We start from the raw sequence: 25,646 nt of genomic DNA on the forward strand, positions 1-25,646 counted from the left end.
TAGTAAGTATCAGTACGACAACTGCCGCGATGACTGCTGCTGACTGAAGGAGAGGGCTTTTGAACTTGTTGTTTTGCATTGTTATCTCCTGATGTATTAAAAATATTTTTTAACTTGGATAGTTAAATTAAAGGCAAATAAATTTGTAATATCTACACATAATAACAGAATGAAATTGTGAGCACAATATAATCAACCCTCAAAAGTGCAGGATATGATGATATTTTTATTTTTTAATCATGGGTTATCTATTTCTTTTGAGACTATTGATTCGCTGTAACAGTGGTGGGTGGCTGTAATGAAGGAAAACATTTAAGGGGTGGGGGGTTAGGTTACTCAGGTTTGCATGACTTAATTTTTTTAGGCTAGTAATGAGCTGTTGGGCATCTCCTGTGGTCTTTGCAGCATAGGAATCAGCTTCATATTCATGTTTTCTAGAGATGATATTAAAGCCTATTGAGGTAAAAAGGCTGATGGGGCTGTATAAAAAGCCAAAGAATATAAGACTTGCATAGATACTTGTTTCTTCAAGCTGGAATCCTTTAGATATCTCAGGAAATTTCAAAAAGAGAGAAAGCAGGAAAAACATGAATCCGGTTTGAAGGATAGAGATTAGCATCATTTTTATGATGTGCTTTAATTTAAAGTGTCCCATCTCATGAGCAAGGACGGCTACAATTTCGTCTGGGGTCAGTTTTTCAACAAGCGTATCAAAGAAGACGATCTTTCTGAATTTTCCAAAGCCTGTAAAAAAGGCATTAAGCTTAGTGGAGCGCTTTGAGCCATCCATTGTGAAGATACCGCTGAGTTGGAAACTTTCTTTTTCACTGTAGCTTGTAATTTTATCTTTCAGATCCCCTGGTTCAAGAGGTGTAAACTTATTAAATAGGGGCATGATGAGAACAGGAGCAATAAACTGCATGACAATGGAAAATAAAACTACACCAGCCCAGCAATATATCCAGGCTAAGCTTCCTGCTGATTCAAAAAACCAAAAAATAAGAGCTAGTAACGGACCTCCAAGAAGGGCCGCCAGTGCAATACCTTTAATAATATCGAGTATGAATGTTTTAATAGTTGTTTTATTAAAACCAAATCTTTCCTCGATTACAAAGGTCGAGTAGAGAGAAAAGGGGATCCCAATACAAAATGAGAGCAGGCCTAATATTGCCGTAAAGATAAGACCTGTAACAATTGTGTTGTAACCAAATCCTCTGGCAATATTATCAACCCAGTTAAAGCCACCTAATAGTATGAAACCGACGGTAAGTACGGTTGAAATTGAATTCTCAAACATTCCAAATCGTGTTGTTTCCCTCGTGTAGTTCTGGGATGTTTCATACTCATCACTGTTGTAGACGTCCTTAAATTCATCAGGAAGATCGGGAGTAAGTGCGCGGAGGTTGAGGTTTGAGACAATGAGCTCAAGAATAAAAGATATAATGATGATACAGAGAACAACGATAAGCCAAGTATTCATAAGACGTCATAGATGTTAAGTTTTTTTTGTTAAATAGAAAAGGCCCTGTGGATTGAATCCATAGGGCCTTTGTATCAGTTATGAGACAAGAATGCTACATGAGTAGTTTAATTGAGCGTGAGGCTATGGCAATAAATGATGATGGGAAAACACCCATAATGACTATTATCACCATAAGTGAGATGGCAAGGATCCTTGAGGACAGTGGAGTGGCTACCTGTTGGCGTTCTTCTGGATCTGTACAGAAGGTGAGTCGAACTATGGATAAATAGTAGTAGATGGCAATTGCTGTGTTAAAGGCTGCTAGTATAACAAGTAGGTAATGGCCTTTATTAAAAGCACCAAGAAGAAGCAAAAATTTTCCGGTAAATCCTACAAAGGGTGGGATACCAGCAAGGCCAAAAAGGCCAACAATTAGTGTTAAAGAGAGGATTGGTGCTCTTTTATAAAGACCTGTAAAGTCCTCAATACTTACATTTTTCCCATCTTCTGAAACACTGCATATGACGAGGAAACAGGCTAGGTTCATAAAGAGATAACCTGTTATATAATAGATAGCAGTGGAAAACCCGATTGAATCAAAGGTGAGGAGACCGACAAGGACAAATCCTGCGTGTGAAATACCTGAAAAGCCTAGAAGCCGTTTTACATCCTTTTGTACAAGAGCGGACAAGTTGCCGTAAAACATAGATGCCAGCGCACAAAACATAAGGACTGTTACTATGGCCTGGCCATCGCCGCTTATAAGGTTAACAATGCGGACAAGAACTGCTACAGCAGCAACCTTTGGAATTGCAGCAATAAAAGCGGTGGTTTCATTGCCAGCACCCTCATACACATCAGGAACCCAGAAGTGAAGTGGGAAGATGGCAAGCTTATAGAAAAAGCCAGCAAGAACAAGTGCGATTGCAATGATGGCCGCAGGTTGGCTGTAGCTGTCAGCAAGGCGCTCAGCAATGAGAGGTAGTTGTGTGGTGCCGGTAAGACCATAAATATAACTCATACCAAAGAGCATGAGGCCAGTTGCCATAACTCCAAAGAGTAGATATTTGATTCCAGCCTCAACCTGGTATCCCTTTTCTGTGGAGTTTTTGCGCATAGGAACCATCAGGTAGACAGCAAAGGACGAAAGTTCAAGGGAGATAAAGATAGCAAGAAGTTCTACACTTGACACCAGCATCATCAGCCCAAGAACAGACATAAAGAGGAAGAGGTAATACTCTGCCTGGATTTTATGTTTAATACCACTGTCTGTTGAGCCGAAGATAAGAATCGCGAGGGTACCAAGGGCAATGAGTGCCTTGAACATTTGAGAAAAGAAATCAACCTTGTAGGCACCATAGAAGAGAGTCCCTTCACTTTTCAGGCAGAGGAGTACGGAAAGTAGAGTGACAACAGCAAGAACGGTTGCCACAGTTTTAATCCTGCCACAATCCGGTTGGCCTAAACTGAGAAAGAAGAGGACCAGCCCGGCGCCTAAAAGAGTTAATTCAGGTAGAAATAGCATCATGTTACCTTTACGAGTTCATAGTGATTGAGTGCCTCGTTAAACTAGCACCTATCCTGGCGTGCCCTAGTGTTATGGGAGACCTGAATATCAATGTATTTTTGCCCCAGCAACGGCCACCGCATGTTCACCGTGTTGCCCTAGGTGTTGAAGTAAGTCCATTACACTTGTGTGCATGAGGTCCAGAAATGGTTGTGGACCAAGACCTATCAAGAATACAAAAAAGAGAAATGGTGCGAGTGTAACAATTTCCCTTGTGTTGATATCAGTGATCCATGACTGGTCGGGATTATCCGTTCCTCCCCAAACAATCTTCTGTAACATTCTGAGCATATAGGCGGCAGCAAGAACAGCTCCAGGGATTGCAGCAAGGGCAAGATAAGGGAACTGGTTCTGGGAGGTATCTAGCTGAAAGGCTCCTGCTAAGATCATGAATTCGCCAACAAAACTGTTGGTGCCCGGAAAGCCAAATGAAGACAGGGAGAAAAAAGCAAGAAAGGTAATATAGATTGGCATATATTTACCAACCCCTGTAGCTGACTTCAGCTCTCTACTATGGGTTCTCTCATAGATCATCCCAACACAGAGAAACAGAGCTCCGGTGGTGACACCGTGGTTAATCATTTGCAGGATAGCACCTTCCACGCCATCAACATTAAGTACAAAGATACCAAGGGTAACAAAGCCCATATGACCAACGGAGGAGTAGGCGATAAGCTTTTTCATGTCGGATTGGGCAAGAGCTGTAAACCCACCGTAGATGATACCCGCTATGGAAAGCCAGAGAACGTATGGTCCGAGAACTATGGTTGCTTCGGGGGTGATCGGCAGGGCAAAGCGAAGAAAACCGTATGTTCCCATTTTTAAGAGGACACTGGCAAGAATAACAGAACCTGCTGTAGGTGCTTCAACGTGGGCAGCAGGTAACCATGTATGGAATGGAAACATCGGCACCTTAATGGCAAATGCCAGAAAGAATGCAATAAAGAGATAAATCTGAGAGGTGAGCGGATAGTCCTGCCACATCATATTGGGAATGAAGAAGCTGTGATCGTTCACAGTATAGAGCCAGATAATACCGACTAGAAGAAGAATTGATCCGGCTAGTGTGTAGAGAAAGAATTTTATGGAGGCGTAAATTTTACGCGGTCCGCCCCAGATTCCTATCAACATATACATTGGGATCAGCATTGCTTCCCAGAGTACATAGAACAGGACAAAATCAAGAGCTACAAAGACACCAAGCATTGCTGTCTCCATAATGAGAAGACAAATCATAAATGCTTGAATACGTTCCTTTATATATGACCAGGATGCCAGGACACAAAAGGGCATGATAAAGGTGGTGAGCAGGATAAGCAGGATTGAAATGCCATCAACACCAAGGGTGTAGTTGATGTTAAAGGCTTCTATCCACGTTTTGTGTTCAACAAACTGAAACTTAGAGGTCGACCTGTCAAAACCTACAAGTAACTGTATGGAGAGTAGACCAACCAGAGAGGTTGTTGCCAGTGCGATATAACGGCACAAGCTGTCACTTTTAATAAATAAAAGCACAAAGGCACCAATGAGAGGCAGAAATACAAGTGCACTCAAAATGGGGAAGCCGGAGTTAAGCAGTAGTTGATCCATTACCAGTAGTCCTTGAGTTCAAAAATTATAACCAGACAAAGGAGATTAGAAGTACAGCCGCGAAGGTGATAGATATATATATAGTCTGTTGTATCTGTCCCCTCTGCATGACCACGGTCACTTTTTGACCGATTGAGCGAATCAGTCGGGCGCTACCATCAACGACACCATCAATTCCATGCCAGTCAAACCAGGACCAGAATTTGGCAGTTGCCATGAGCGTGTACAATCCAATAACGCGGTAGGCCTTTCCCCACATATCATCGATCCATTGTATAGGATTCTTCGCAAGCCAGAGAAAACCGCGGCCACCAATGCGGTAAAACCAATCCAGGTCGAGACTGATAGTAGCTTTTGCACCTATCTTATCTTTCAGAAAGAAGAAGGCAATTCCTGTAAAAGCAAGAATCTGCAGGGTCTCACTTATATGATAGCTGCCATAGGGGTTGTAGCTTACTTCCGGGTTGGGAAGCATATTGTAGAGAAATGGCAGGTAGATACCAACAAATAAACAGAGGAATGCCGAGGCAGCCATTGCCATATGCATGTTCCATGGTGGGTCTTCAGCCTTTGCAATTGTCTCCTCGCTGCATCTGTTGTCACCAAAGAAGATGAGGTAGGGTAGGCGAAGACCTGCAACCAGAAAAGTGCCCACTGAAACCAGTGTAAGAAGAAATCCAACCGGGAGAAGGTGAGCCTCAAAGCTTGCACTGATGATCATCGACTTTGAAACAAAGCCAGAAAAGAACGGAAAGGCTGAGACAGAAACGCCTCCAATTACCATAAAGAATAGGGTGTTTGGCATCTTTTTATAGAGGCCGCCAAGTTCAGTAAACTTGGTTTTACCGGTGGCATGAACAACAGCTCCTGCCGCCATAAAGAGAAGTCCCTTGTAAAGTATGTGGGCAAAGGCATGGGCACAGGTGCCATTAATCGCCAGAGCTGTACCAATTCCGACGCCGCAGACCATATAACCCACCTGGCTTACAATCTCCCAGGCCAGCAGACGTCTGATATCATTTTCGCGTAGCGCATAGATAATACCGTAGATTGCCATGACGACACCAAGAACGATAAGGATGTCAAAACCGGCAAAGGCGCGGGCAAGGGTGTAGATAGCTGTCTTAGTTGTAAAGGCACACATAAAGACTGCACCAGTGACAGTGGCCTTACTGTATGCGTCTGGTAACCATGAATGAAGTGGTGGGACTGCTGCATTCAGCATAAGCCCTGCCAGTATCAACCAAGTATACAGTTGGGTGTTCTGTTCATCAAGTTGGACAAAGGAGAGGTCTCCCACCACCTGATAGCGTAGAACAAAGCCTAGGAGGAGCAGAACTCCACCGAAGGTATGTACCAGCAGGTATCTATATCCTGCTTGAAGTGCACCTTTTTCTTTATTGAACCAGATGAGAAATGTTGAGGCAAAGGCCATCATTTCCCAAAATAAAAAGAGAACGAGATAGTCGCCACAGTAGATAGCGCCGAGGCTACCGGAGACATAGAACCAGGCGGCGATATGCTGCCAGTTGTCTTTTACATGGAGGCCATAAAAGGTTCCGATCACAGCCATAAGTGCCATGATAAAACCAAAAATGATTGATAGACTGTCAACCCTGCCAAAGGTCAAAGTCCAGTCGTCACCCATGAAGCTGATGACACCGTGGGTCCCCGGGTTCATGTTCATAAAGACGACTGCCAGAAGTGACAGAGAGGGAACCATCGTAAGGTACATTTTACGAAACGGTTCTCTGATAAAGGGGAGGAGCAGTGCCCCAAGTATCAGAATAACTGAAGGATGTATAAAACTAATTGTCATAATAATCCTCCCGGGTCTCTATCCCACTTTTTCCAAGCCATCTGGAAAAGAAGATGAGCACCACACAGGACGCGATGGTAAATAGCGACCAGAACCCAGGAATATGGGCCTCCATCCAGGTGTGAGCGTGATGGTTGTCTGCTCCGAGATAGGACCAGACCAGCATAACTGCCACCCCGATAACGGAGTAGACTTGAACCGTCTGTTGATGTTTTTTCAGGAAATCGATGAGATCTACAATCATCCTGTCACCGCCTTTACAAATTGCAACATGAAGTTGGGGAAAATACCGAGCAGTACCGAAATGGTACATGCTATCAATATGGGTATAAGCATGGATAACGGTGCTTCTTTTATGCCGGTAAAGGGCTCACCTTCCGGGCGTTTGCCGAAAAAGGCCCTGTAGGTGATAGGGGCGAAATAGGCAGCATTAAGCATCGTGCTCGCAATTAGAATGAGCAGTATGCCAAGTTGGTGAGCTTCCACTGAACCGATGAGCAGGTTCCATTTTGTAATAAAGCCTGCTACAGGTGGGGCACCTATCATGGAAAGAGACGCGATGCCAAAGGCTCCGAAGGTAAACGGCATGGTCTTACCCAGCCCATCCATCTCAGAGATATACTTTTTATGACTGGCAACATAGATGGCACCAGCACAGAAAAAGAGAGTGATCTTAGAAAAGGCGTGGTTGACAATATGGATGAGGCCACCCTGGATACCCGGGTCGGTGAGTAGTGCTACACCCATAATAATATATGAGAGCTGACTCACAGTAGAGTAGGCGAGACGAGCTTTCAGGTTATCCTTTGATAGGGCAATAATAGAAGCTGCTAGAACCGTGAATCCTACAAAGTAGGCGGTGGGGATCCCCAGGTTTAGGGCGTGCATGGTGTCTGTACCAAAGGTATAGAGCATGGTACGTGTGGTGCAAAAGACACCGACTTTAACTACGGCTACCGCATGGAGGAGTGCAGAGACCGGTGTTGGCGCAACCATGGCACCAGGCAGCCAGTGGTGAAATGGCATGACACCATTTTTGGCAAAACCGAAGATGCAAAAAATATAGAGCATGGTGACCAGCACACTATTAACACCGCTAGGAAATATTCCGCTACTTGCATCAGATGCAAAATCCAGAGTTCCTGTCAGTACATAGATAAGTATTAAGGCTGGTAGTAAAAATGCTTTGGCTGTCGTTGTGAGGTAAACGATGTATTTTCGAGCACCGTTATACCCCTCAGCGTCCTGATGATGGGCAACCAGTGGATAGGTGCAGATTGAAACGATTTCATAGAAGAGATACATGGTGAACAGATTGTCGGAAAACGCGACTCCTATGGCACCAAAAATGGCTAGGGCAAAGCAGGCATTAAAACGTGTCTGGGCGTGTTCCTTAAGCCCTCTCATATAACCCATTGAGTAGAAAACAGCGATTGTCCACAGAGAGGAGGCGACGAGGGCAAAAATCATGGACATCGCATCAGCCCTGAGGGTTACGGTAACCCCGGGGAGGATGGTGAACATATGGAAAATGAGTGTCTTACCACCAAGAACCTTAGGCACCATAGAGGCAACAACTGCAAGCAACAAAAGAGAGGAGACGCAAGAAATACCTTCTCTTAAATTCTCGTTGTCTCCTTTGTACATGACCCCAAGCGTTCCAATAAGTGGAATGAGCAGGGCAATGAGTAATGAGTAATCCATTCCAGAGGGCTCCTTGGCTAACCTTTAAGTTCGACTACGTCTTCGGCATCAATGGACTTATACTGGCGATAAATAGCAATAACGATACTAAGGCCAATGGCAGCTTCAGCTGCTGCTATTGCCATTATAAATAGAGTGAATATCTGCCCTGTTGTGGGGTCGGGGGCTGTAAACCTGTTAAAAGCCATAAAGTTTAGAGCAGCACCCGCCAGGATCATCTCAGCTGAAATAAGCATGGCAATAAAGGTGCGCCTGGCGATTATACCGTACATGCCCAAGCCAAAAAGCAGGGCTGCAATGATCAGGTATGTACTTAAGTGATTGTAGAGTCCAAGTATAGCCATCTGTTGTTATTCCTCCCGACGGGCAATAACCAGAGCCCCTAAAATTGCAATGAGCAGGACAATGGAGATAAGTTCAAAGACCATGGAATGCTCGGTGAGAAGTCGGATGCCGATTTCTTTAATTGAGCCGTCATTGAGTTTAGCCATGACCGGCCAGTCTGTTTTAAGAGCAAGAACCGAAAATCCCCCGGCAAGAAGAGCAGCTGAGCCAAAGGCTAGAGGGCCTTCAAGGGGGCCTGTTGGTCCGACCTTTCTTTTTTCTTCAGGAGCTGCAAGCATTACAGCAAAGGCGATTGCAACTGCAATGGCTCCAACATAGATGAGCAGTTGCATCATAGAGACAAAGGGTGAGTTAAGAAAGAAGTAGAGTCCTGCAACACCAACGAAACAGACAATAAGCCCGGCTACTGCTCGAACGACACGGTTGGAATTACAGGCTATAACTCCTCCGGTGAGGGTTATTACGATGAGCGCGAGAAATACGAGGCCCGTTAAGCCTTCAACTGTGAACAGGTTTGGACTATATAGCGTATCAGCATTCATCGGTTTCTCTCCTCCAGTCGTTCGAGAAGGTCAAAGATGAAATCCTCTTTTCGTCTGCTGGCAAGGTTATACTCCTTAGAGAATTCCAGTGCGTTAAAGTTACACGACTCAACACATGAGCCGCATAAAGAGCACTTGGTGAAATCAAGAACATATTTTGTAAGGACCTTTTTCTTTTCGCCTTCGGGTTTTACTCCGGCAAGCGAAATGCAGTCGGAGGGGCAGGCACGTTCACATAGTCCACAGACTACACAGTTCGCTTTTCCGTCTTCGTTTTCAATGAGTTCTATATGACCACGGTATCTCTCACACATGGTAAGAGTCTCATAGGGGTATGAGACAGTAACAGGTGGTTTAATAAACTCTTTAAAGGTGACAACCATTCCTTCCAAGAGGCTGATCAGGCCATGATATATTTCACTAAAATAAGCCACCATCTAGAACACCTTTATTAGTCCTGCAGTTAAAAGCAGGTTGAACAGAGAAAGTGGAATTAATATTTTCCAACTGAGGTTTAGCAGGCCGTAAATCGTGGTGCGTGGAAAGGTCCAGCGGATCCATATAAAGGTTGCAATGAGTATGTAAATTTTAAGAAGGAACCAGAATACTCCGGGAATCCAGGTAAATGGGGCAAATGAAAGTGGCGAGTTCCAGCCGCCAAGAAAGAGGATGGTGGTCATGCAGGAACCAATAACGATATTGGCATATTCCCCCATGAAAAACAGTCCAAAACCCATGGAACCATATTCAGTATGAAAACCTGCTACAAGCTCACTTTCTGCCTCACCAAGATCAAAGGGTGCTCTGTTCGTCTCAGCAAGTGTACAGGTGAAAAAGATAAGAAAGGAGAGTGGCATGAGTATGTTGTGGGAATTGCCAAAAAGAGGAAAGATATTCCACGATAAAAATGATCCTGACTGCTGTCTCACTATCTCCATTAAGTCCATAGAACCAGCTATCATCACAACGGTAATGGTTGTAATGAGCATAGGAATCTCATAGGCTACTGTCTGGGAGACTGCTCTGATGGAGGCCATCATTGCATATTTGTTACGGGAACTCCATCCGGCAAAGAGCAGGGAGGTAGAGCCAAGGGCTGCAAAGGCAAAGATCATCAGCACCCCGACTTCCATGTTCTTCGCAACAATATGTTCGCTAAAAGGAATGGTAACAAAGCTCATGATTGCAGGAAACATAGCAAGAACAGGGGCGGTGATAAAAAGGATCTTATCAGCACCGCCAGGTATGGTAAGCTGCTTGGCCATGAGTTTAATACCGTCAAGCGGTGGCTGAAGCAAACCAAATGGACCATTTATGTTCGGCCCGGGTCTTCGTTGTATTCTTGCGGCACCTCTACGCTCTGCCCATACGAGGTATGCGGCATTTGCAGCTGCAAAGGCAATTGCAATAACGACAGCAATAACGACATTAAAGAATGTTAAGCTCATAAAGGTATCCTTTTACCTGTCTATCTCAGGGATGACTAAATCGAGACTGCCCATAAAGGCAAGGGCGTCTGTAATTAACATCCCTCTGCATGCTTCATCAAACAGATGCATATTGGAATATGTTGGCGATCGAAGTTTTAACCTGTACGGGGTTTTGCCGCCGTCACTCACCAGTCGTACACCAAAACTTCCTCTCGCGGTTTCAACAGCTTGATAGTAATCACCTGCAGGCGGCTTAATGATTTTAGGTTTTTTCTTTGGCATGATTGGCCCGTCTGGCAGCTTATCAAGCCCCTGCTCAATGATTCTAAGGGATTGTTCAATCTCGTCCATGCGTACATTGTATCTGGCAAGGGAGTCAGTCTCATGATAGACTGGTACATCGAAATCAAACTCAGGATAGACTGAATACGGTTCGTTTTTTCTCACATCAAAATTAATTCCTGAACCCCTGGCTACGGCACTTGATGCTCCGTATTTTCTGCACATCTCTTTTGATAATGGAGCAATGCCTTCAAGTCGTTTTCTGAAAATAATATTGCCTGTTACCAGCTTATGATATTTCTTGAGGGATTTTCTCATCCTCGGGATAAATTTTCTGGCAGATGAGATAAATTGATCGTCGACATCGTTGTAGAGTCCACCGTATCTGAAGTAACAGTAGGTCAGGCGCGAGCCGGTTACCGCTTCCAGCATATCGAGAATGTGTTCCCGGTCTTGCAGGGCGTACATTAGAGGGGAAAAACCGCCAAGATCCATGACAAAGGCACCAAACCAGAAGAGATGTGATGCTATGCGATTAAGCTCAACAGTTATTGCTCTTATATATTCAGCCCTTTCAGGCACCTCAATGCCGGCGGCTTTTTCAACAACCAAAACATGGCCATGGGAATATCCAAGAGCCCCTAAGTAATCCATTCTGCTGAGGTTCATAAGATATTGCGGGTAGGTTTTCATCTCCCCCATTTTTTCGTGCATCCTGTGAATGTAGCCAATCACCGTTTCAGCATCGACGATATACTCACCATTCATCTCCATCTTTACCCGTAGTACACCGTGTGTTGCCGGGTGCTGGGGGCCGACATTGAGGATGAACGTCTCGTCAGGTTGTAATTCTATAGGAGAACTCATGCTTTGAAATCCTTTAGTAGGGGATGAAAATCGGCATCTTCAGGAAGAAGAAGTGGAATAAGGTGGGGGTGGCCGATAAACTTTATACCAAAAAAATCATGGGTCTCACGCTCATGCCAGTTGGCACCGGCGTATACCCCTGTAATAGTAGGAACCTCGGGTTGATTTCTGTCTATGCGGGTACGGATGACTACGCGGCAAAGATCGAAGTCATATCGGCAAAAATCGTAAACAACTTCGAGCTGGTTATCTTTTATCCAGTCAACACCGGTGATGGATTCGATGAAATATTCAGACTCATCAAGAATTGTTACAGCTTCAACGACCTGGTCTGCAGCAACTTGAGCGTCAAGGTGATAGCCATAAACAGCGTAATCTCGATCAATGAGGCCATTTTTCCTTGGTTCAGCTTTCTTTTTTTTATCTTCTACTTCTTCGGTGGCCTCTGTTTCTTCACTCTCGGGAGTAATGACCTCTTCCTCTGGGAAAAGTCGTTGTAGGGCAAGTCTAGTCTGGTCACAAATCATTAGATATAGCTCCAAAATTACGCAAAAATCCGATGTGTCAGGAAAATTCTCTGCTATACAGCTTCAGGATTCTTCCATCTTTCCCAATCAGAAACGAGATGTTCTAGTTCAATTATTCCTTGTAAAAGAGCCTCAGGACGGGGAGGGCATCCAGGGATATACACATCGACCGGTAAAAACTGGTCGGCTCCCAAAACAATGCTGTACTGCCCTTCAAAGGCGAAGGGACCACCGGAAATCGCACAGTTCCCAAGTGCCATAACCCATTTTGGTTCAGGCATCTGGTCATATAAGGTTTTAATACCCGGCATCATTTTTTTAGTAATAGTGCCGGCTACGATCATTACATCACTCTGTCTTGCAGAAGGTCGGAACACCTCTGCACCAAAGCGTGACATATCAAACCTGGCACACCCAGTCGCCATCATCTCGATAGCGCAGCAGGCGATACCGAACGTAAGAGGCCATAAGGAGTTAGCTCGACCAATATTAATAAGTTTATCTGCTAGGGCGAACTGAACTACTGACGAAGGTACGTTTTCCGTTCCCACTTAAATACTCCCTTAATCCATGCATAGACTACTGCGAGTGATAAAATTCCAACAAAGATAATAATTTCAATGAAATCCCGAATTGAGGATGCAAATATCACATCATCGTAGGCGAGTGCCACGGGAAAGAGAAATAGTACATCGACATCAAACGCGAGGAAGATGAGAGCGTAGAGATAAAATACTGCTCCATATCGGATCCAACTGTCACCGATGGGATCCATTCCACATTCGATAAATTGATTCGCTTTTTGTGCGATTTGCCTCGTCTTGAGAGGCATGAGGAGGTAAACGATTGCTATAGGACCAAGGGCGAAACTGAGGCCCCCGATAATAAATGCAGTTATCCAGAGAACGTGCTCATGGTAAAGAAATGCTGTGATCTGAGACTCCATCTTGGTTCCTTTGTATCTGATTTATAGGTGATACGACGTTCAGACAAAAATGGTAATCTATAATAATTAACTTTTCTTTAATCGGGACTTATATTAAATAATTGTTATATGTGTGTCAACGATAATTTAAGCATGAAATTTTTGCAATCCGGTATTTGAATGTACCTGTATTTGTGCGAAATGTTTGTGGTTTAAAGAAAACTGGATGTGTTGATGCTTCAGACTGAGGCCCTTGTCAACGTTGGGTCTTGGCTGTTTAAGTATCATTAAAAATGAACAATTGGGGTGGAGAAGTATAATGTCGATAACTCTAAGACAACTTGAGATCTTTATTGCGGTTGCTGAAACTGCACAAGTGACCAAGGCGAGCAAAAAGTTATTTGTTACCCAGTCTGCTGTAAGTATGGCGCTGGCGGAACTCGAGAATCAGTTAGGCGGGTCTCTCTTTGATCGGCATGGACGGAGCTTGTTATTAAATGCAAGAGGTCGATTTTTGTTACCTCTGGCAAAAGATATCACCGCTCAGGTCACAAATATAGAAACAATAATGTCGGAGAGAAACGACACTCTCGATGGCACAATTAGCATTGCAGCGAGTACCACGCTCGGTAATTATATTTTGCCGTATTTGATTGGAGCCTTTGAGCGTGTTCACCCAAATGTGCATGTTAAATTGCAGGTCTATAATACGCGGAATGTTGAAAAACTTGTAATAGACCGAGAGTCCGATGTTGGATTTGTTGAGGGGCAGCTGACTGACAATGCAGAACTACAGTGGAGATCATGGTTTGAGGATGAACTTATAGTTCTCTGTGGACCTACCGATCCACTTGCTCATAATGATGTTTTTGACATTACCCGCGATATAAAAGGGAAAAAATGGATTATGAGGGAAGCCGGTTCAGGTACTGTTGCGACAGTCCGTGAGAAGTTTGGTAAATATATGGATGATGTCAATATAGTTATGGAGATGAGTCATCCAGAGGCAGTAAAAAGAGGAGTTGAGTCAGGTGTTGGAATAACCTGCCTGTCTTCATTGAGCATTTGTCGTGAGGCTGAGAATGGCTGGTTGAAAGGCTTAAAGATTGAAGGTGTTGATATGAAGCGTCAGTTAAGGATTCTTCAGCGAAAGGATCTTAAAATTACTGATGCAATGGCTGAGTTTTTATCATTCTGTGACGTTATGACAATTTGTGATGACTCAAGAATTTGTTTATCTTCTCCGTGGAAACTGCAGTCTCTTCTCGCTCGACATTCAGCCATGAAAAAATAGTGTCGATAAACAACTCATTGCCCCGGGAAAGGAAAATAAGCCGGGATAGGTCCTTCACTAAACTCATTTACTAAAAAGATCAGTGAAGGCTCGAAATGAATTTATAAGGTGCTAATAGTACACCTCTACAAGAGCAAGACCGTGGGCCGGAGCAGTCGTACTCGCTTTGGTCCTGTCTTTCGCCTCTAATATTTCTCTGTACTTCTCTGCTGAAAACCTTTCAAGGCCAGCTTCTAAGATTGTTCCTGTGAGGTTTCTCACCATATTTCTTAAAAAGCCATCGCCTATAAACTCCAGAATTATAATATCATTTTCCTTCACAAGAAGTTCAGCGCTGTGAATGGTTCTCACAGCTCCCTTACCTGTTGTGATGCTTTTGTCCCTGGAACCACTATTCTCAAATGAAGAAAAATCGTGTTTGCCAGTGGTGATATCAAGGCACTCTTGCATCCGGTTTATATTTAATGGGTGGGGGACATGTAAGCTGGTAAGCCTGATAAAGGGCGGTTGTATTGCGCCGGTATAGATGGTGTAGTGATATTTCTTGCCGGTGGCAAAGTATCTGGCGTGGAAGTTAGATTCCATTTGAACGACATCCAAAATCCTGATGTCTCCAGGTAGCATGGAGTTAGCACCACGCTGAAGAATTTTACACGAAATGTTTGACTGACAGTTGAAATGAGCAACCATACCATGGGCATGCACCCCTGCATCGGTGCGTCCAGCACCATGGAGGCTGATTTTCTCAGTCGTCATGGTGCTCAGACATTTTTCTATCTCATCCTGGATTGTATTACCATTGAGCTGTTTTTGCCAGCCGCAGTAATTAGTACCATCATAGCTTATGAGAAGCTTAATGGTTCGCATCGGGTGTGACATACCTGCAGTACAATTATGGAAACATAGGTGCGGTGAGTAGTCCCGCGTCTTCTGGGAACTGACACATAATATTCATGTTCTGAACGGCCTGACCAGCAGCTCCCTTGACGACATTATCAATGGCTGACATCACGATGACACGTCCGGTGGTATGATCGATTTTTACGCTGATATCACAAAAGTTGGAACCGCGGACATATTGGGTGGCTGGAAAAGTATCTTCGCTGAGGAGTCGAACAAAGGGCTCGCTAGCGTATTGATCCCTGTAGAGTTTTTGTACTGTGTCAGAGGTGGTCTCATTTGCAAGGCTTGCGTACACGGTGCTGAGTATTCCCCTGGATATGGGAAGTAGATGGGGAGTGAAGGTAATATGTATATCTGAGCCATACAGAGCTGAGAGTTCTTGTTCGATCTCAGGAGTGTGTCTATGGGCTCTGCCTACCTTGTATGGTTTAAAGCCGTCATGGACTTCACAAAATAAAGTTCCTGTCTGAGCTGCTCGACCGGCACCGGACGTTCCTGATTTTGAATCGGCTATAATGGTTTCCGGTTTAATCAGGCCAGCTTTCAAGAGAGGAGCAAGGCCCAGGATAATTGAAGTTGGATAGCAACCCGGATTTGCTATGAGGCGACTCTTGCCGATCTCGCTTCTGTATAATTCAGGCAAACCATAAACCGCTTCTTCAAGGAACTGGCTGGAAGAGTGCGGCTGATACCAGTCTTCGTAGGTCGCAACATCTCGCAAACGAAAATCTGCGGACAAATCAATGACTTTTTTACCAGCTGCTAGAAGCTCAGGGACAAGGTCCATGGCGGTCTTATGGGGAACAGCGGCAAAGAATAGATCAGCCTTTGTTGCAAGCTCAGCCACAGGAATATTTTCACATATTATATCAACCCTGCCCCTCAAATTGGGAAACACTTCAGATAGTGGCTTCCCCTCGTACTGTCTTGAAGTGGCTACGGTGAGTTCTGCGTGGGGGTGGTTGCATATAATTCTGGCAAGTTCAGCACCGGCATATCCGGATGCGCCGATTATTCCAACTTTGATCATGATCCAATCCTATGTATAGTTGTATCTACTCCTGACTGCAAACAGCAAAAGGGGAATGACAGCAAAACTGTCATTCCCCTTTGTAACAAGACGATGTCCACTGGTTTCCCAGGGTATCCTGTCCGTTCCTGTAATAAAACGTTTACTATTAACGCTTGGAGAACTGGAACTTTGCACGAGCACCTTTCTGACCGTACTTCTTTCTTTCCTTTTGACGAGGATCGCGGGTCAGGAGTCCTGATTGCTTAAGAGGCAATCTGGTGTCTGGGTTGCTTTCGAGCAGTGCACGTGAAATCCCGTGGGACAGTGCATCAACCTGAGCTGACTTACCACCACCCTTGAGGGTAGCCATAACGTCAAATTGCTCTAAGGTCTCAGTTACTTTGAAAGGCTTAACGATCTTTTGGCTTTTGAAAATCTGACCAAAATACTCATCTGCTTCCATTTTGTTTACAATAACTTTGCCAGTACCTGGTGTGAGCCATACGCGGGCAATAGCGTTCTTTCTTTTACCTGTGGCATAAAAACGATCTTGAGCCATTTTTCTATTCTCCAAGATTAAATATCGAGTTCAGCTGGCTGTTGTGCCGCGTGGGGGTGTTTGGTGCCGGCATAAACTTTGAGCTTCTTAAGTTGAGCACGTCCAAGTTTGTTTTTTGGAAGCATGCCTTTAACCGCCTTGATGATAACATCTTCAGGATGCTTAACGAGGAGATCTTTAGCAGAAATCTCTTTGATACCACCGATGTAGCCTGTGTGACGATAATACTTTTTGTCATCAAGCTTGTTGCCGGTTAAAGCAATTTTTTCTGCGTTAGTTACAACTACAAAGTCACCATTGTCGATAAAGGATGAAAAGGTAGGCTTATGTTTTCCGCGAAGTCTGTTTGCAATTTCTGTCGCCAAACGGCCCAGAACCTTGTTCTCTGCGTCAACAATATACCATTTCTTCTCAATCTCGTTGACTGGGGCAAGATAGGTTTTCATTATTTCCCTCAACTGGTCAAACAATTAATAAAAAAAGGTCCGAACAGTGTCGAACCTTTTATAATTTATAGTGGAGCGGGAAACGAGATTCGAACTCGCGACGTCAACCTTGGCAAGGTTGCACTCTACCACTGAGTTATTCCCGCTCATTTTGTTTTTGTGTGTCAAAACTGCGGTGTATATACAAGGTACGCAACTGTGTGTCAATCAAAAAGTTAATTGAGTTAAGTTTTCTATTGTAGCTATTTTAGCTAAATCTGTCACGAAAAATAGAGTGAGAGTGGTAACTTTAAAGTATAATATTGTTATATGGCTTATTTAATGGTATGGATTTCTTAAATATATTGTAGCTACATTCGTACCTAAAAAATTTAATATTTAAAGGCTCATGGCAGAAAACGATTTAAAACGAACGAGTATAATACATCGTAAAACCGGTGAAACCGATATAAAACTTGAACTCAACCTGGATGGCAGTGGAAATTACACTGTTGATAGTGGAGTTCCTTTCCTGGATCATATGCTGGCACTGTTTTCGGTCCATGGTTTTTTTGATCTTACACTACATGCCATTGGTGATATCGAGGTAGATGACCATCATAGCGTTGAAGATATAGGTATATGCCTTGGGCAGGCTATAGCAGAGGCCCTTGGTGATAAGGGTGGGATAACTCGTTATGGCAGCTGTTACCTGCCAATGGATGAAACACTGGTTCGCACTGTGGTGGATATCTCTAATCGTCCATATCTGCACTACCATGCGCCTGTTACAGAACAAAAACTTGGAACCTTCGATACAGCTCTTTCCAAGGAATTTTTCAGAGCTGTTGTACAGCACGCTGGATTAACCTTGCATATCGATTTGTTGCACGGTGAAAATGGGCATCATATTATTGAGGCGGTATTTAAAGGGTTTGCAAGGACCTTACGTAGCGCCTGTACTACAATTGATATAGAAGGTACCCTTTCTTCAAAGGGGACCTTGTAAGCTGCATAATACATCTGGATTGGTACCCCGAAGGTTTTTTCTCCTAGGTGCTCATCCTATATTCTTGATATAATAAATACTCTACGGATTTTTTATTTTAACTATAAATTCGCAATAGGTTACTAAAGGTGAATCTGTGATAAACCCAACTAAAATTTCCCTCTCGTTGTTGCTGCTTGTCTTTACTCTCTCCTCTTGTGCTACAAAGGGTACCAGTAGACAGGACGTGCAAGTGCCAGTACAGCCACTCTCATGTATTGCTGTAATCCCTGCTGTTACATCAGTTGATAAGGATGATACCGTACGTTATGAGGAGGCGCGCCAATTAGAGCAGGGGGCCGCCCATGCTACCTCCTTTATGGTGCAGGAGCTGTCAGGAAATGAGAAGGTACGTTTAATAAATTCAGCCCAGATTTCAGACGCTCTAAGTGAGGTCTCCGGAGGAATTTCAGGGACAATTAAAGCTCTTGGTGAAAAGGTGAATTGTGAAGGTGTCCTCATCACCACAGTTCGTGGGTACGTGCAGCGTGATGGGTCTGAGCTTGCGGTAGACGCACCAGCTTCTGCTGACTTTAAAATGGTGTTAAGGCATGCCCCTACGGGTGCGATGCTCTGGTCTGCTGATTTTCAGGAGACGCAACAGTCACTCCTGAGCAATATATTTTCCTATAACAAAGCGCAGAAGAGAGGTTTTCACTGGGTCACCGCTGAAGAGTTACTTGAGCATGGTATTAAATTACGACTAGATGATTGTCCTTACCTGAAATAGGGTATTCGTTGAATATGTTCCATTAACCCGCTAGCCTATTTGTTAGGCTTGCGGGTTTTGTTGTCTTTAGTGGTTACGATGTTTGCGTTTAACAGGTTTAAAAAACACAAAAATATGATTGGTTTTCCCAAATTACCTGCAAAGATAAATAAAAAAATCGGTCAGGCAATGCATGATTATGCAATGTTTGATAGGGGAGACCGTGTTCTTATAGCTGTTTCAGGTGGAGTTGACAGTCTGGTTCTTGTTTGTTTACTCCATTTGTGGCAGAAAAAGGCGCCCATTGATTTTAAGCTAAAGGGATTGCATATAGATCATGGCTTCTGGTCAGCAACAGAGGGTGGAATATCTCCTCACACAAGTATTGGTGATCAACTTCGCCGCTACTCCATAGACTTAACCGTTGAAACTGAATGGCAGGAGCCCCAGGAAAGGACCTGTTATCTCTGTTCTCGAAACAGGCGGAGTCAACTCTTTGATTTTGCCCGTGACCATGGTTACAATAAGATAGCTCTTGGTCACCATAAGGATGATCTTATTGAAACCTTTATGATTAACGCAATTTATAGCGGTAATATATCTACGATGCTGCCAAGTCAGGAGCTCTTTGACGGCCGACTATCGCTTATACGGCCAATGGCGTATCTGGAAAAAAGTGACGTTGTAGAGCTTGCTCAGTTATTTGGACTTATTCCTGTTGAAAATGGTTGTCCACTATCAGAAAACACCAGGCGTGAAACAGTGCGTACATTGCTTGGAAATCTCTATAAGTCTGAGCCTGGAGCCAAGACTTCACTCTTTGCCTCATTATCAAATGTTAGAACCGACTATCTCCTATGAAAACAAGTATTGATTGTCTTCCATGTTTACTCAGGCAGACGCTTCAAACTGTAAAATTATGTACAACCTCCGATCACGTGCAAGAGAAAGCTGTACGGGCAGTAGCTGATTTTATTGCTACCTGTGACCTTGGAATGAGTCCTCCACTGCTTGCAGCTGAAGTATATGAAATTATAGAAGAGGTGACTGGGGTAGCTGACCCGTATGCAGAGAAAAAGAAAGAGAGTAATGAAATCGCGCTGTCTATACTTCCATCTCTTGTAAAAGAAGTGCAGGAGTGTGACTATAAAGATGGGCTGCTCCTGGCTATCCGTTTTGCTATCGCTGGAAATATCATCGACTACGGTGCATATAATGACTTTGATATATCAGGTACTCTTCTGAAATGCCGGACCACTGAATTTGTAATAGATCATACTGAAAAACTTTTACAGGCTATTGAGGGGCTGGGGCGTGGAGCAAATGTTTTATATCTTGCGGATAATTGCGGAGAGGTTGTATTTGATACATTGCTTGTGGAAAAACTTTTTTCAAAGGGCTTTAAAATTACAATTGCAGTTAAAGATAGACCGATTATTAATGACGCTCTTATCTCGGATGCGTATGCTGCAGGGCTCGATAAATATGGCGAAATAATCAGCAATGGTACCGGTTGCCCGGGGACCGTGCTGGAGCGAGTCTCTAAGCAGTTTTTGGATATTTATGAAAATGCTGACCTTGTTATTTCAAAAGGGCAGGGAAATTTTGAGGGCTTATCCGAGGCGGACAGAGATATATTCTTCCTCCTCACTGTAAAATGCGCAGCAGCGGCCAAACATCTACGTGAAATATCAAGTTGTGAAAAAACTACCTTAAAAGGGGTAGGTGAAATGGTAGTTTTTCAGTCATCTCCCAGGACATAAAAAGGATCGTTATGAAAACACGGATTAAAAACATTTTGGCAACAGAGCCAGTGGAACAGGCATTAACCGTTTGCGGGTGGGTCAGGACCAAGAGAGATACCGGAAGTTTTTCATTTGTTGAGATAAACGACGGCTCTTGTCTTGGAAATCTTCAGATTATTGCTGAGGACTCCCTTGATAATTATGCCGGCGAAATTAAAAACCTGAACACAGGCGCAAGTGTTGTAGTGCGTGGTATGCTTAAGGAGTCGCCAGCAAAGGGTCAAAACGTTGAACTCCATGCCGAGAGTTTTCTGGTTGTTGGAGATGCAGACGGAGAAACGTATCCGCTGCAAAAGAAGCGACATTCCTTTGAGTTCCTTCGGGAAATGAGTCATCTACGTCCTCGAACAAATGCGCTTGGAGCTGTGGGGCGTGTTCGTTCAAGGCTTTCATATGCAGTGCATCAGTTCTTTCAGGAAAAGGGGTTTGCCCAGGTTCACACGCCTATCATCACAACCAGTGATTGTGAGGGTGCAGGCGAAATGTTCCAGGTGGCAGCCACTCAGGAAAAAGATGAGAGTGATCATTTTTTCGGAAGACCTGCAGGCCTTACTGTAAGTGGCCAACTCCAGGCCGAAGTCTACGCCTTGGCGCTCGGCGATGTGTATACCTTTGGTCCCACATTTCGTGCTGAAAACTCTAATACCTCCCGGCACCTTGCTGAGTTCTGGATGATTGAACCTGAAATGGCCTTTTGTGATTTACAAGGTAATATGCAGGTGGCTGAAGATATGCTCAAATATCTACTTCAGGATGCCATGGATAATTGTAGAGAAGATATGCAGCTTTTTGATAAGTTTATTGAGAAAGGTTTGCTTAAAAAACTACAGTCTGTGGTTGAAAAGGATTTCGCACATCTGACGTATACCGAGGCTGTGGAAAGACTGACCAGCGCTAAGAAAAAATTTGAATATCCGGTGAGCTGGGGGGCTGATCTGCAATCAGAGCATGAACGGTATCTTTCTGAAGAAGTGTTTAAATGCCCACTTATTGTAACTGATTACCCGGCTTCCATTAAGCCTTTTTATATGCGCCTCAATGACGATAATAAAACCGTAGCTGCAATGGATATTCTCGTTCCAGGAATAGGCGAGATTATCGGAGGTAGTCAGCGTGAAGAGCGGCTTGATGTCCTGGAGAATCGGATGATTGAAGCGGGAATCAATGTAGATGATTATAATTGGTACCTCGACCTGAGGCGTTATGGTTCAGTACCCCATGCGGGGTATGGTCTTGGCTTTGAAAGACTGGTTCAGTTTGTAACCGGCATGGCTAATATTCGCGAGGTTATTCCCTTTCCACGGACTCCGGGCTCTGCTCCCTGCTAGTCAGTGATTAGGTTTAATATAGAATCACTATTGGTGGTTGGTGTATTTGGTAATTAGAGTGTGTCGTGATAAGATTATGATAGTACTTTGGATAAGGGTGTGTTGTGGGTAAAGGGCCGGGCGTTCAAAAGATGTTTGATGATATAGCGGGGCGTTACGATCTAATGAACAGGGTCATGACCCTTGGTCAGGATCAGAAGTGGCGTAAATTTGTTGTTGGTCGCACGGGAAGTCCTGTAAACGGTATAACTCTTGATCTGGCGACTGGCACGGGTGATATTGCAGCACTTATGGAAGAAACCTATCCCGGAGCCAAGGTGCTTGGGGCTGATTTCTCCCTTAATATGTTAAAAGAGGCCCAGCGCCGTTTTAACGAAAGAAATATTGACTGGCAGGCCTGTGATGCCAACACTCTACCTTTTGCATCAAATTCGTTTGACGCGGTCACCTTCGGTTATCTTCTTCGTAATGTTGATGATGCTTTAGGGGTGTTAAAAGAAGTACACCGGGTGCTTAAGCCCGGTGGTCGAGTGGTTTGTCTTGATACGACGCCGCCAGAAAAGAATCTGATGTACCCGTTTGTTCGCTTTTATTTTCGTTTCGGGATTCCAATTCTTGGGAAAATGATTGCAGATGATGAGGCCGCCTACGCGTATCTGACAGGTTCTACAATGGATTTTTATTCGGCTAATGAACTTGCGGAGCTGTTTTCAGCTGCTGGTTTTACAGATGTTGCATTTAAAAAGTTTATGTTTGGCACTATTGGTGTTCATTGGGGATCTAAAATATGAGTGATAATAATACTTTCCATGCCTCACAGTTGCCTAGGTTTGAAACTCAGGAGACGCTCTTTACCTTTTTCATCAACAGTGTCGGTACGTATAGTGATAACGACGCATATGTTTATAATGTCGGAGATGTCGAACACCGTGTCACCTACGCCAAACTCTTTGAAGATGTACTATTGCTCGCCAAATCATTTCGCAGACGAGGGGTTGGTTGCGGCGATAAGGTGATGGTGCTCTCTGATAATCGTTACGCCTGGATTGTGACAGATCTTGCACTCATGTCCTTTGGTGCTGTTAACGTGCCCAGGGGGTCTGACACACCAACCCAGGAGTTAGAATTTATTGTTGAACACTCCGAGTGTAACTACCTCATTGTAGAAAACGACGAACTGTTTGAACTGCATAGTGAGTATATAAAAAACTGTAAGCAGCTCAAGTCTATCTTTGTCATGACCGGTGCAAAAAGGCATACACTATTTAATAATTTGTTCTCCTATCTCGATTTATTAAAAGACCGATCATACACTGCCCAGGATGTAGAAAAATTCCTCGAACTTGGTAAAGAGATTACCGAGGATAATCTGTTGACGATTATTTATACCTCAGGGACAACCGGTTTACCAAAGGGCGTACAACTGACCCATGGTAATATCATGCACAATGTCAAAGTTGTGCCTGTGGTCATCCAGCTGACAGAAGATGACAACTGGCTCTCTATTCTTCCCAGTTGGCATATCTTTGAACGTACTGCAGAATATGTTGCCCTTGCCCGGGGAACAACGCTTGTCTACTCCTCCATAAAAACCTTTTCCCAGGATCTTGAGAAGTATAAGCCTACACTTGTGGCCACTGTTCCACGGGTATGGGAATCGTTGTATGGAAAGGTGCAGGGCGCAGTTAAGCGTAAAGGGCCAACAGCGCAAAAAATATTTGATAGTCTTGTCTGGGCATCAGCTGCCTATCGCCGTAACAAGAGAAAGGCCCTTGGTCGAATGCCGGTTTTTGAGAAACGTGAGGCTATTGCCCACTCCTTTACTAAGAGTGTTGCTTATTTGAAAATGGCTGCTCTTTATCCTCTGTATAAGCTTGCGGATAAGAAACTGTCCATGGTGAGAAACCGTTTTGGTGGCAGGTTACGCTTGGCGATTAGTGGTGGTGGAACCCTCGCAACCTATCTTGAAGAATGGATTGATGCCGTTGGAATTCGTATTGTAAATGCCTACGGCATGACAGAATGTTCCCCTGCAATTGCGGGGCGAGGCCTTGCTTGCAGAACCTATGGAACAGTAGGCCCTCCAGTACCCTGGACTGATTTACGGGTTGTGTGTGATAAGGGCAATGCCCTGAGTGCAGGTAGTGAAGGAGCCATCGAGGTTCGAGGTCCTCAGGTTACCAAGGGATACTACAATGATGATGAAGAGAACCGAAAGTCATTCACAAACGACGGATTCTTCAAAACCGGTGACCTTGGCAAGATGACCTTAAATGGAGAACTCGTCATTACCGGTCGGGCAAAGGAGATTATTGTACTCTCAAGTGGTGAGAATATTGATCCCACCAAAATAGAGAATGTGCTCACCATGTTTCCTTTTATTCAGGACGCTGTGCTTGTAGGGCAGGATAAAAAAGGTCTTGGAGCACTTTTGGTTCCTAATATGGAGGAACTAAAAGATTATGTTGCAACCAAGATGGAAGGATTTGCCAAAGGCAAGGCTGAACTATTAAGTGACAGTAAGGTCTTAGATTTTGTACGTAATGATATGAATCGAATCCTTAAACCAAAGCAGGGTTTTAAGCCCTATGAAAAGCTACAGGGTATTACCTTTCTAGACAAGGAATTCAAACTTGGAGATGAGCTGACTAATACTCTGAAAAAGAAACGTCATGTCATTGAAAAGAAATATAAACAATTGATTAATGACCTCCTGCATTAATTGTATTGGTCAATCCTAAAGCATGTGATGTAATGGCTCTCTAATATATTGGGACTAAGCAGATCAAAAATGAAGTAACATTTCGGGTGTTATTTAACATCTGTAAAGTCTACAATTTCCAGGTGCCATGAGGCTTCACCAGGGAATAAACCATAGGCTAATTGACGTCTACCTCCGGTAGGATTCCAATTTTTATCGGAATCCAGAAAAATGGGAAAAGATCGAATGAGCTTATTTTCAGATATGTGGAAGTTGTCATGTCCCATATAACCAGAAAACCGTATATCTCCAGGCGGAACCGCAGGAAAATGTATCATAGATAGGCTTTTATCTCTGTTAGAAGCAATGGCGATTATATCTCCATAACTTCCCGACCCGCTTGATACGGTGATGATATAAAATTCATCAAATCCATTTTCGTCTATATCGCCTATTAAAACACTTTTGATCGGGTCTCGATCTTTAAAGGTCTCAGAGAGGTTATGATCAAATCCAGATGAGTTGAGATGTATGTCACTCAGACTTTGACCCTGAGGGTGGGTCTCTTCGATACGTAAAGATTTACCTGAACGAGTTACGTATTCATTAGCAAAGCAACTCATCTCTCCAGAATGAAGAAGTAAATAATTAGCTGCGATTAGTGACAAGAAAAGAATTAGGTTAGTTTTTCTTATTATCAAGATTCTCTGCCAATAGAAGTCAAGACGATCGGTAAAAAGCTCTTTCGAACTATAAGAAAAAATGTGATAGGCATTTGGTCTCATGAAAAAATCCAATGATT

General features: G+C 43.8%; 28 protein-coding genes and 1 tRNA gene (1 of these 29 running past the window's edge). 8 read left to right on the top strand and 21 right to left on the bottom strand.

The window, feature by feature from the left end; translation table 11 throughout:
• From ACX6CI_RS05095 to ACX6CI_RS05165, 15 genes are all read right to left on the bottom strand, one after another.
• A protein-coding gene (locus tag ACX6CI_RS05095) for a hypothetical protein (RefSeq protein WP_458777087.1) crosses the window boundary here: on the bottom strand, positions 1 to 79 show its beginning. Its footprint begins 719 nt before the window's first position; only the first 79 of its 798 coding nucleotides appear in the window; its start codon is at positions 77 to 79; the stop codon falls past the left edge of the window.
• Between the two features lie 165 nt (positions 80 to 244).
• Complete coding sequence (locus tag ACX6CI_RS05100) at positions 245 to 1,480, bottom strand: M48 family metallopeptidase (protein WP_458777088.1); 1,236 nt, start codon at positions 1,478 to 1,480, stop codon at positions 245 to 247.
• A 94-nt stretch (positions 1,481 to 1,574) separates the two neighbouring features.
• A complete protein-coding gene (locus ACX6CI_RS05105) occupies positions 1,575 to 2,990 on the bottom strand; it encodes an NADH-quinone oxidoreductase subunit N (protein ID WP_458777089.1) in 1,416 nt (471 codons plus the stop codon).
• A gap of 87 nt (positions 2,991 to 3,077) precedes the next feature.
• Positions 3,078 to 4,619, bottom strand: a complete 1,542-nt coding sequence (locus tag ACX6CI_RS05110) for an NADH-quinone oxidoreductase subunit M (protein WP_458777090.1) — start codon at positions 4,617 to 4,619, stop codon at positions 3,078 to 3,080.
• A gap of 25 nt (positions 4,620 to 4,644) precedes the next feature.
• Entirely contained in the window at positions 4,645 to 6,438 is a 1,794-nt protein-coding gene (locus tag ACX6CI_RS05115; protein WP_458777091.1) for a Na(+)/H(+) antiporter subunit D, read from the bottom strand.
• Positions 6,428 to 6,682, bottom strand: coding sequence for a hypothetical protein (locus tag ACX6CI_RS05120; RefSeq protein ID WP_458777092.1), 255 nt, complete (start codon positions 6,680 to 6,682; stop codon positions 6,428 to 6,430). The genes ACX6CI_RS05115 and ACX6CI_RS05120 overlap by 11 nt, the downstream gene beginning before the upstream one ends.
• Positions 6,679 to 8,142 carry a monovalent cation/H+ antiporter subunit D family protein gene (locus ACX6CI_RS05125; RefSeq protein ID WP_458777093.1) on the bottom strand — a complete coding sequence of 488 codons (1,464 nt, stop codon included), beginning with the start codon at positions 8,140 to 8,142 and terminating at the stop codon, positions 6,679 to 6,681. The genes ACX6CI_RS05120 and ACX6CI_RS05125 overlap by 4 nt, the downstream gene beginning before the upstream one ends.
• Before the next feature lie 17 nt (positions 8,143 to 8,159).
• Positions 8,160 to 8,486 (bottom strand): NADH-quinone oxidoreductase subunit NuoK, encoded by a 327-nt coding sequence (gene nuoK, locus ACX6CI_RS05130; RefSeq protein WP_458777094.1) that lies wholly within the window; start codon positions 8,484 to 8,486, stop codon positions 8,160 to 8,162.
• Between the two features lie 6 nt (positions 8,487 to 8,492).
• Complete coding sequence (locus tag ACX6CI_RS05135) at positions 8,493 to 9,029, bottom strand: NADH-quinone oxidoreductase subunit J family protein (protein ID WP_458777095.1); 537 nt, start codon at positions 9,027 to 9,029, stop codon at positions 8,493 to 8,495.
• Positions 9,026 to 9,466 (bottom strand): NuoI/complex I 23 kDa subunit family protein, encoded by a 441-nt coding sequence (locus ACX6CI_RS05140; RefSeq protein WP_458777096.1) that lies wholly within the window; start codon positions 9,464 to 9,466, stop codon positions 9,026 to 9,028. Before ACX6CI_RS05140 ends, ACX6CI_RS05135 begins: the two co-directional genes overlap by 4 nt.
• On the bottom strand, positions 9,467 to 10,477 hold the full coding sequence (gene nuoH, locus ACX6CI_RS05145; RefSeq protein ID WP_458777097.1) for an NADH-quinone oxidoreductase subunit NuoH: 1,011 nt from the start codon (positions 10,475 to 10,477) through the stop codon (positions 9,467 to 9,469).
• Positions 10,478 to 10,489: 12 nt separating this feature from the next.
• Positions 10,490 to 11,608 (bottom strand): NADH-quinone oxidoreductase subunit D, encoded by a 1,119-nt coding sequence (locus ACX6CI_RS05150; RefSeq protein ID WP_458777098.1) that lies wholly within the window; start codon positions 11,606 to 11,608, stop codon positions 10,490 to 10,492.
• Entirely contained in the window at positions 11,605 to 12,135 is a 531-nt protein-coding gene (locus ACX6CI_RS05155; protein WP_458777099.1) for an NADH-quinone oxidoreductase subunit C, read from the bottom strand. The genes ACX6CI_RS05150 and ACX6CI_RS05155 overlap by 4 nt, the downstream gene beginning before the upstream one ends.
• A 53-nt stretch (positions 12,136 to 12,188) precedes the next feature.
• The gene (locus ACX6CI_RS05160; RefSeq protein ID WP_458777100.1) at positions 12,189 to 12,686 is read right to left on the bottom strand and encodes an NADH-quinone oxidoreductase subunit B; all 498 of its coding nucleotides are present in this window, start codon (positions 12,684 to 12,686) and stop codon (positions 12,189 to 12,191) included.
• Positions 12,656 to 13,081 (bottom strand): NADH-quinone oxidoreductase subunit A, encoded by a 426-nt coding sequence (locus ACX6CI_RS05165; protein WP_458777101.1) that lies wholly within the window; start codon positions 13,079 to 13,081, stop codon positions 12,656 to 12,658. The genes ACX6CI_RS05160 and ACX6CI_RS05165 overlap by 31 nt, the downstream gene beginning before the upstream one ends.
• A 298-nt stretch (positions 13,082 to 13,379) precedes the next feature.
• On the opposite strand from ACX6CI_RS05165, the gene ACX6CI_RS05170 reads away from it, so the two are divergent.
• The gene (locus tag ACX6CI_RS05170; protein ID WP_458777102.1) at positions 13,380 to 14,354 is read left to right on the top strand and encodes a LysR substrate-binding domain-containing protein; all 975 of its coding nucleotides are present in this window, start codon (positions 13,380 to 13,382) and stop codon (positions 14,352 to 14,354) included.
• A 111-nt stretch (positions 14,355 to 14,465) separates the two neighbouring features.
• Here ACX6CI_RS05170 and truA read toward each other — a convergent pair whose 3' ends face one another.
• The 5 genes from truA to ACX6CI_RS05195 form a co-directional block, all read right to left on the bottom strand.
• Positions 14,466 to 15,221 (bottom strand): tRNA pseudouridine(38-40) synthase TruA, encoded by a 756-nt coding sequence (gene truA, locus ACX6CI_RS05175; RefSeq protein ID WP_458777103.1) that lies wholly within the window; start codon positions 15,219 to 15,221, stop codon positions 14,466 to 14,468.
• Positions 15,222 to 15,246: 25 nt separating this feature from the next.
• Positions 15,247 to 16,287 (bottom strand): N-acetyl-gamma-glutamyl-phosphate reductase, encoded by a 1,041-nt coding sequence (gene argC / locus ACX6CI_RS05180; RefSeq protein ID WP_458777104.1) that lies wholly within the window; start codon positions 16,285 to 16,287, stop codon positions 15,247 to 15,249.
• A gap of 148 nt (positions 16,288 to 16,435) precedes the next feature.
• Positions 16,436 to 16,828 carry a 30S ribosomal protein S9 gene (rpsI, locus tag ACX6CI_RS05185; RefSeq protein WP_458777105.1) on the bottom strand — a complete coding sequence of 131 codons (393 nt, stop codon included), beginning with the start codon at positions 16,826 to 16,828 and terminating at the stop codon, positions 16,436 to 16,438.
• 17 nt (positions 16,829 to 16,845) lie between these two features.
• Positions 16,846 to 17,274 (bottom strand): 50S ribosomal protein L13, encoded by a 429-nt coding sequence (gene rplM / locus ACX6CI_RS05190; protein ID WP_458777106.1) that lies wholly within the window; start codon positions 17,272 to 17,274, stop codon positions 16,846 to 16,848.
• Positions 17,275 to 17,345: 71 nt separating this feature from the next.
• Positions 17,346 to 17,420, bottom strand: a tRNA-Gly gene (locus tag ACX6CI_RS05195).
• Between the two features lie 242 nt (positions 17,421 to 17,662).
• On the opposite strand from ACX6CI_RS05195, the gene hisB reads away from it, so the two are divergent.
• The 7 genes from hisB to ACX6CI_RS05230 all read left to right on the top strand — a co-directional run bounded on the left by hisB (position 17,663) and on the right by ACX6CI_RS05230 (position 24,865).
• Positions 17,663 to 18,262: an imidazoleglycerol-phosphate dehydratase HisB gene (gene hisB, locus ACX6CI_RS05200; protein WP_458777107.1), complete on the top strand. Its 600-nt coding sequence runs from the start codon at positions 17,663 to 17,665 to the stop codon at positions 18,260 to 18,262.
• Positions 18,263 to 18,398: 136 nt separating this feature from the next.
• Complete coding sequence (locus ACX6CI_RS05205; protein ID WP_458777108.1) at positions 18,399 to 19,031, top strand: hypothetical protein; 633 nt, start codon at positions 18,399 to 18,401, stop codon at positions 19,029 to 19,031.
• Positions 19,032 to 19,145: 114 nt separating this feature from the next.
• Positions 19,146 to 19,871: a tRNA lysidine(34) synthetase gene (locus tag ACX6CI_RS05210; RefSeq protein ID WP_458777109.1), complete on the top strand. Its 726-nt coding sequence runs from the start codon at positions 19,146 to 19,148 to the stop codon at positions 19,869 to 19,871.
• Positions 19,868 to 20,773, top strand: a complete 906-nt coding sequence (locus ACX6CI_RS05215) for a damage-control phosphatase ARMT1 family protein (RefSeq protein WP_458777110.1) — start codon at positions 19,868 to 19,870, stop codon at positions 20,771 to 20,773. The genes ACX6CI_RS05210 and ACX6CI_RS05215 overlap by 4 nt, the downstream gene beginning before the upstream one ends.
• Positions 20,774 to 20,784: 11 nt before the next feature.
• Positions 20,785 to 22,143 carry an asparagine--tRNA ligase gene (asnS, locus tag ACX6CI_RS05220; protein ID WP_458777111.1) on the top strand — a complete coding sequence of 453 codons (1,359 nt, stop codon included), beginning with the start codon at positions 20,785 to 20,787 and terminating at the stop codon, positions 22,141 to 22,143.
• Positions 22,144 to 22,247: 104 nt separating this feature from the next.
• Complete coding sequence (gene ubiE, locus ACX6CI_RS05225) at positions 22,248 to 22,934, top strand: bifunctional demethylmenaquinone methyltransferase/2-methoxy-6-polyprenyl-1,4-benzoquinol methylase UbiE (RefSeq protein WP_458777112.1); 687 nt, start codon at positions 22,248 to 22,250, stop codon at positions 22,932 to 22,934.
• On the top strand, positions 22,931 to 24,865 hold the full coding sequence (locus ACX6CI_RS05230; protein ID WP_458777113.1) for an AMP-dependent synthetase/ligase: 1,935 nt from the start codon (positions 22,931 to 22,933) through the stop codon (positions 24,863 to 24,865). Before ubiE ends, ACX6CI_RS05230 begins: the two co-directional genes overlap by 4 nt.
• Before the next feature lie 89 nt (positions 24,866 to 24,954).
• On the opposite strand, the gene ACX6CI_RS05235 is transcribed toward ACX6CI_RS05230, so the two are convergent.
• Positions 24,955 to 25,629 carry a hypothetical protein gene (locus ACX6CI_RS05235; protein ID WP_458777114.1) on the bottom strand — a complete coding sequence of 225 codons (675 nt, stop codon included), beginning with the start codon at positions 25,627 to 25,629 and terminating at the stop codon, positions 24,955 to 24,957.
• Positions 25,630 to 25,646: the final 17 nt, after the last annotated feature.

This window comes from Desulforhopalus glucosivorans (assembly GCF_054397165.1).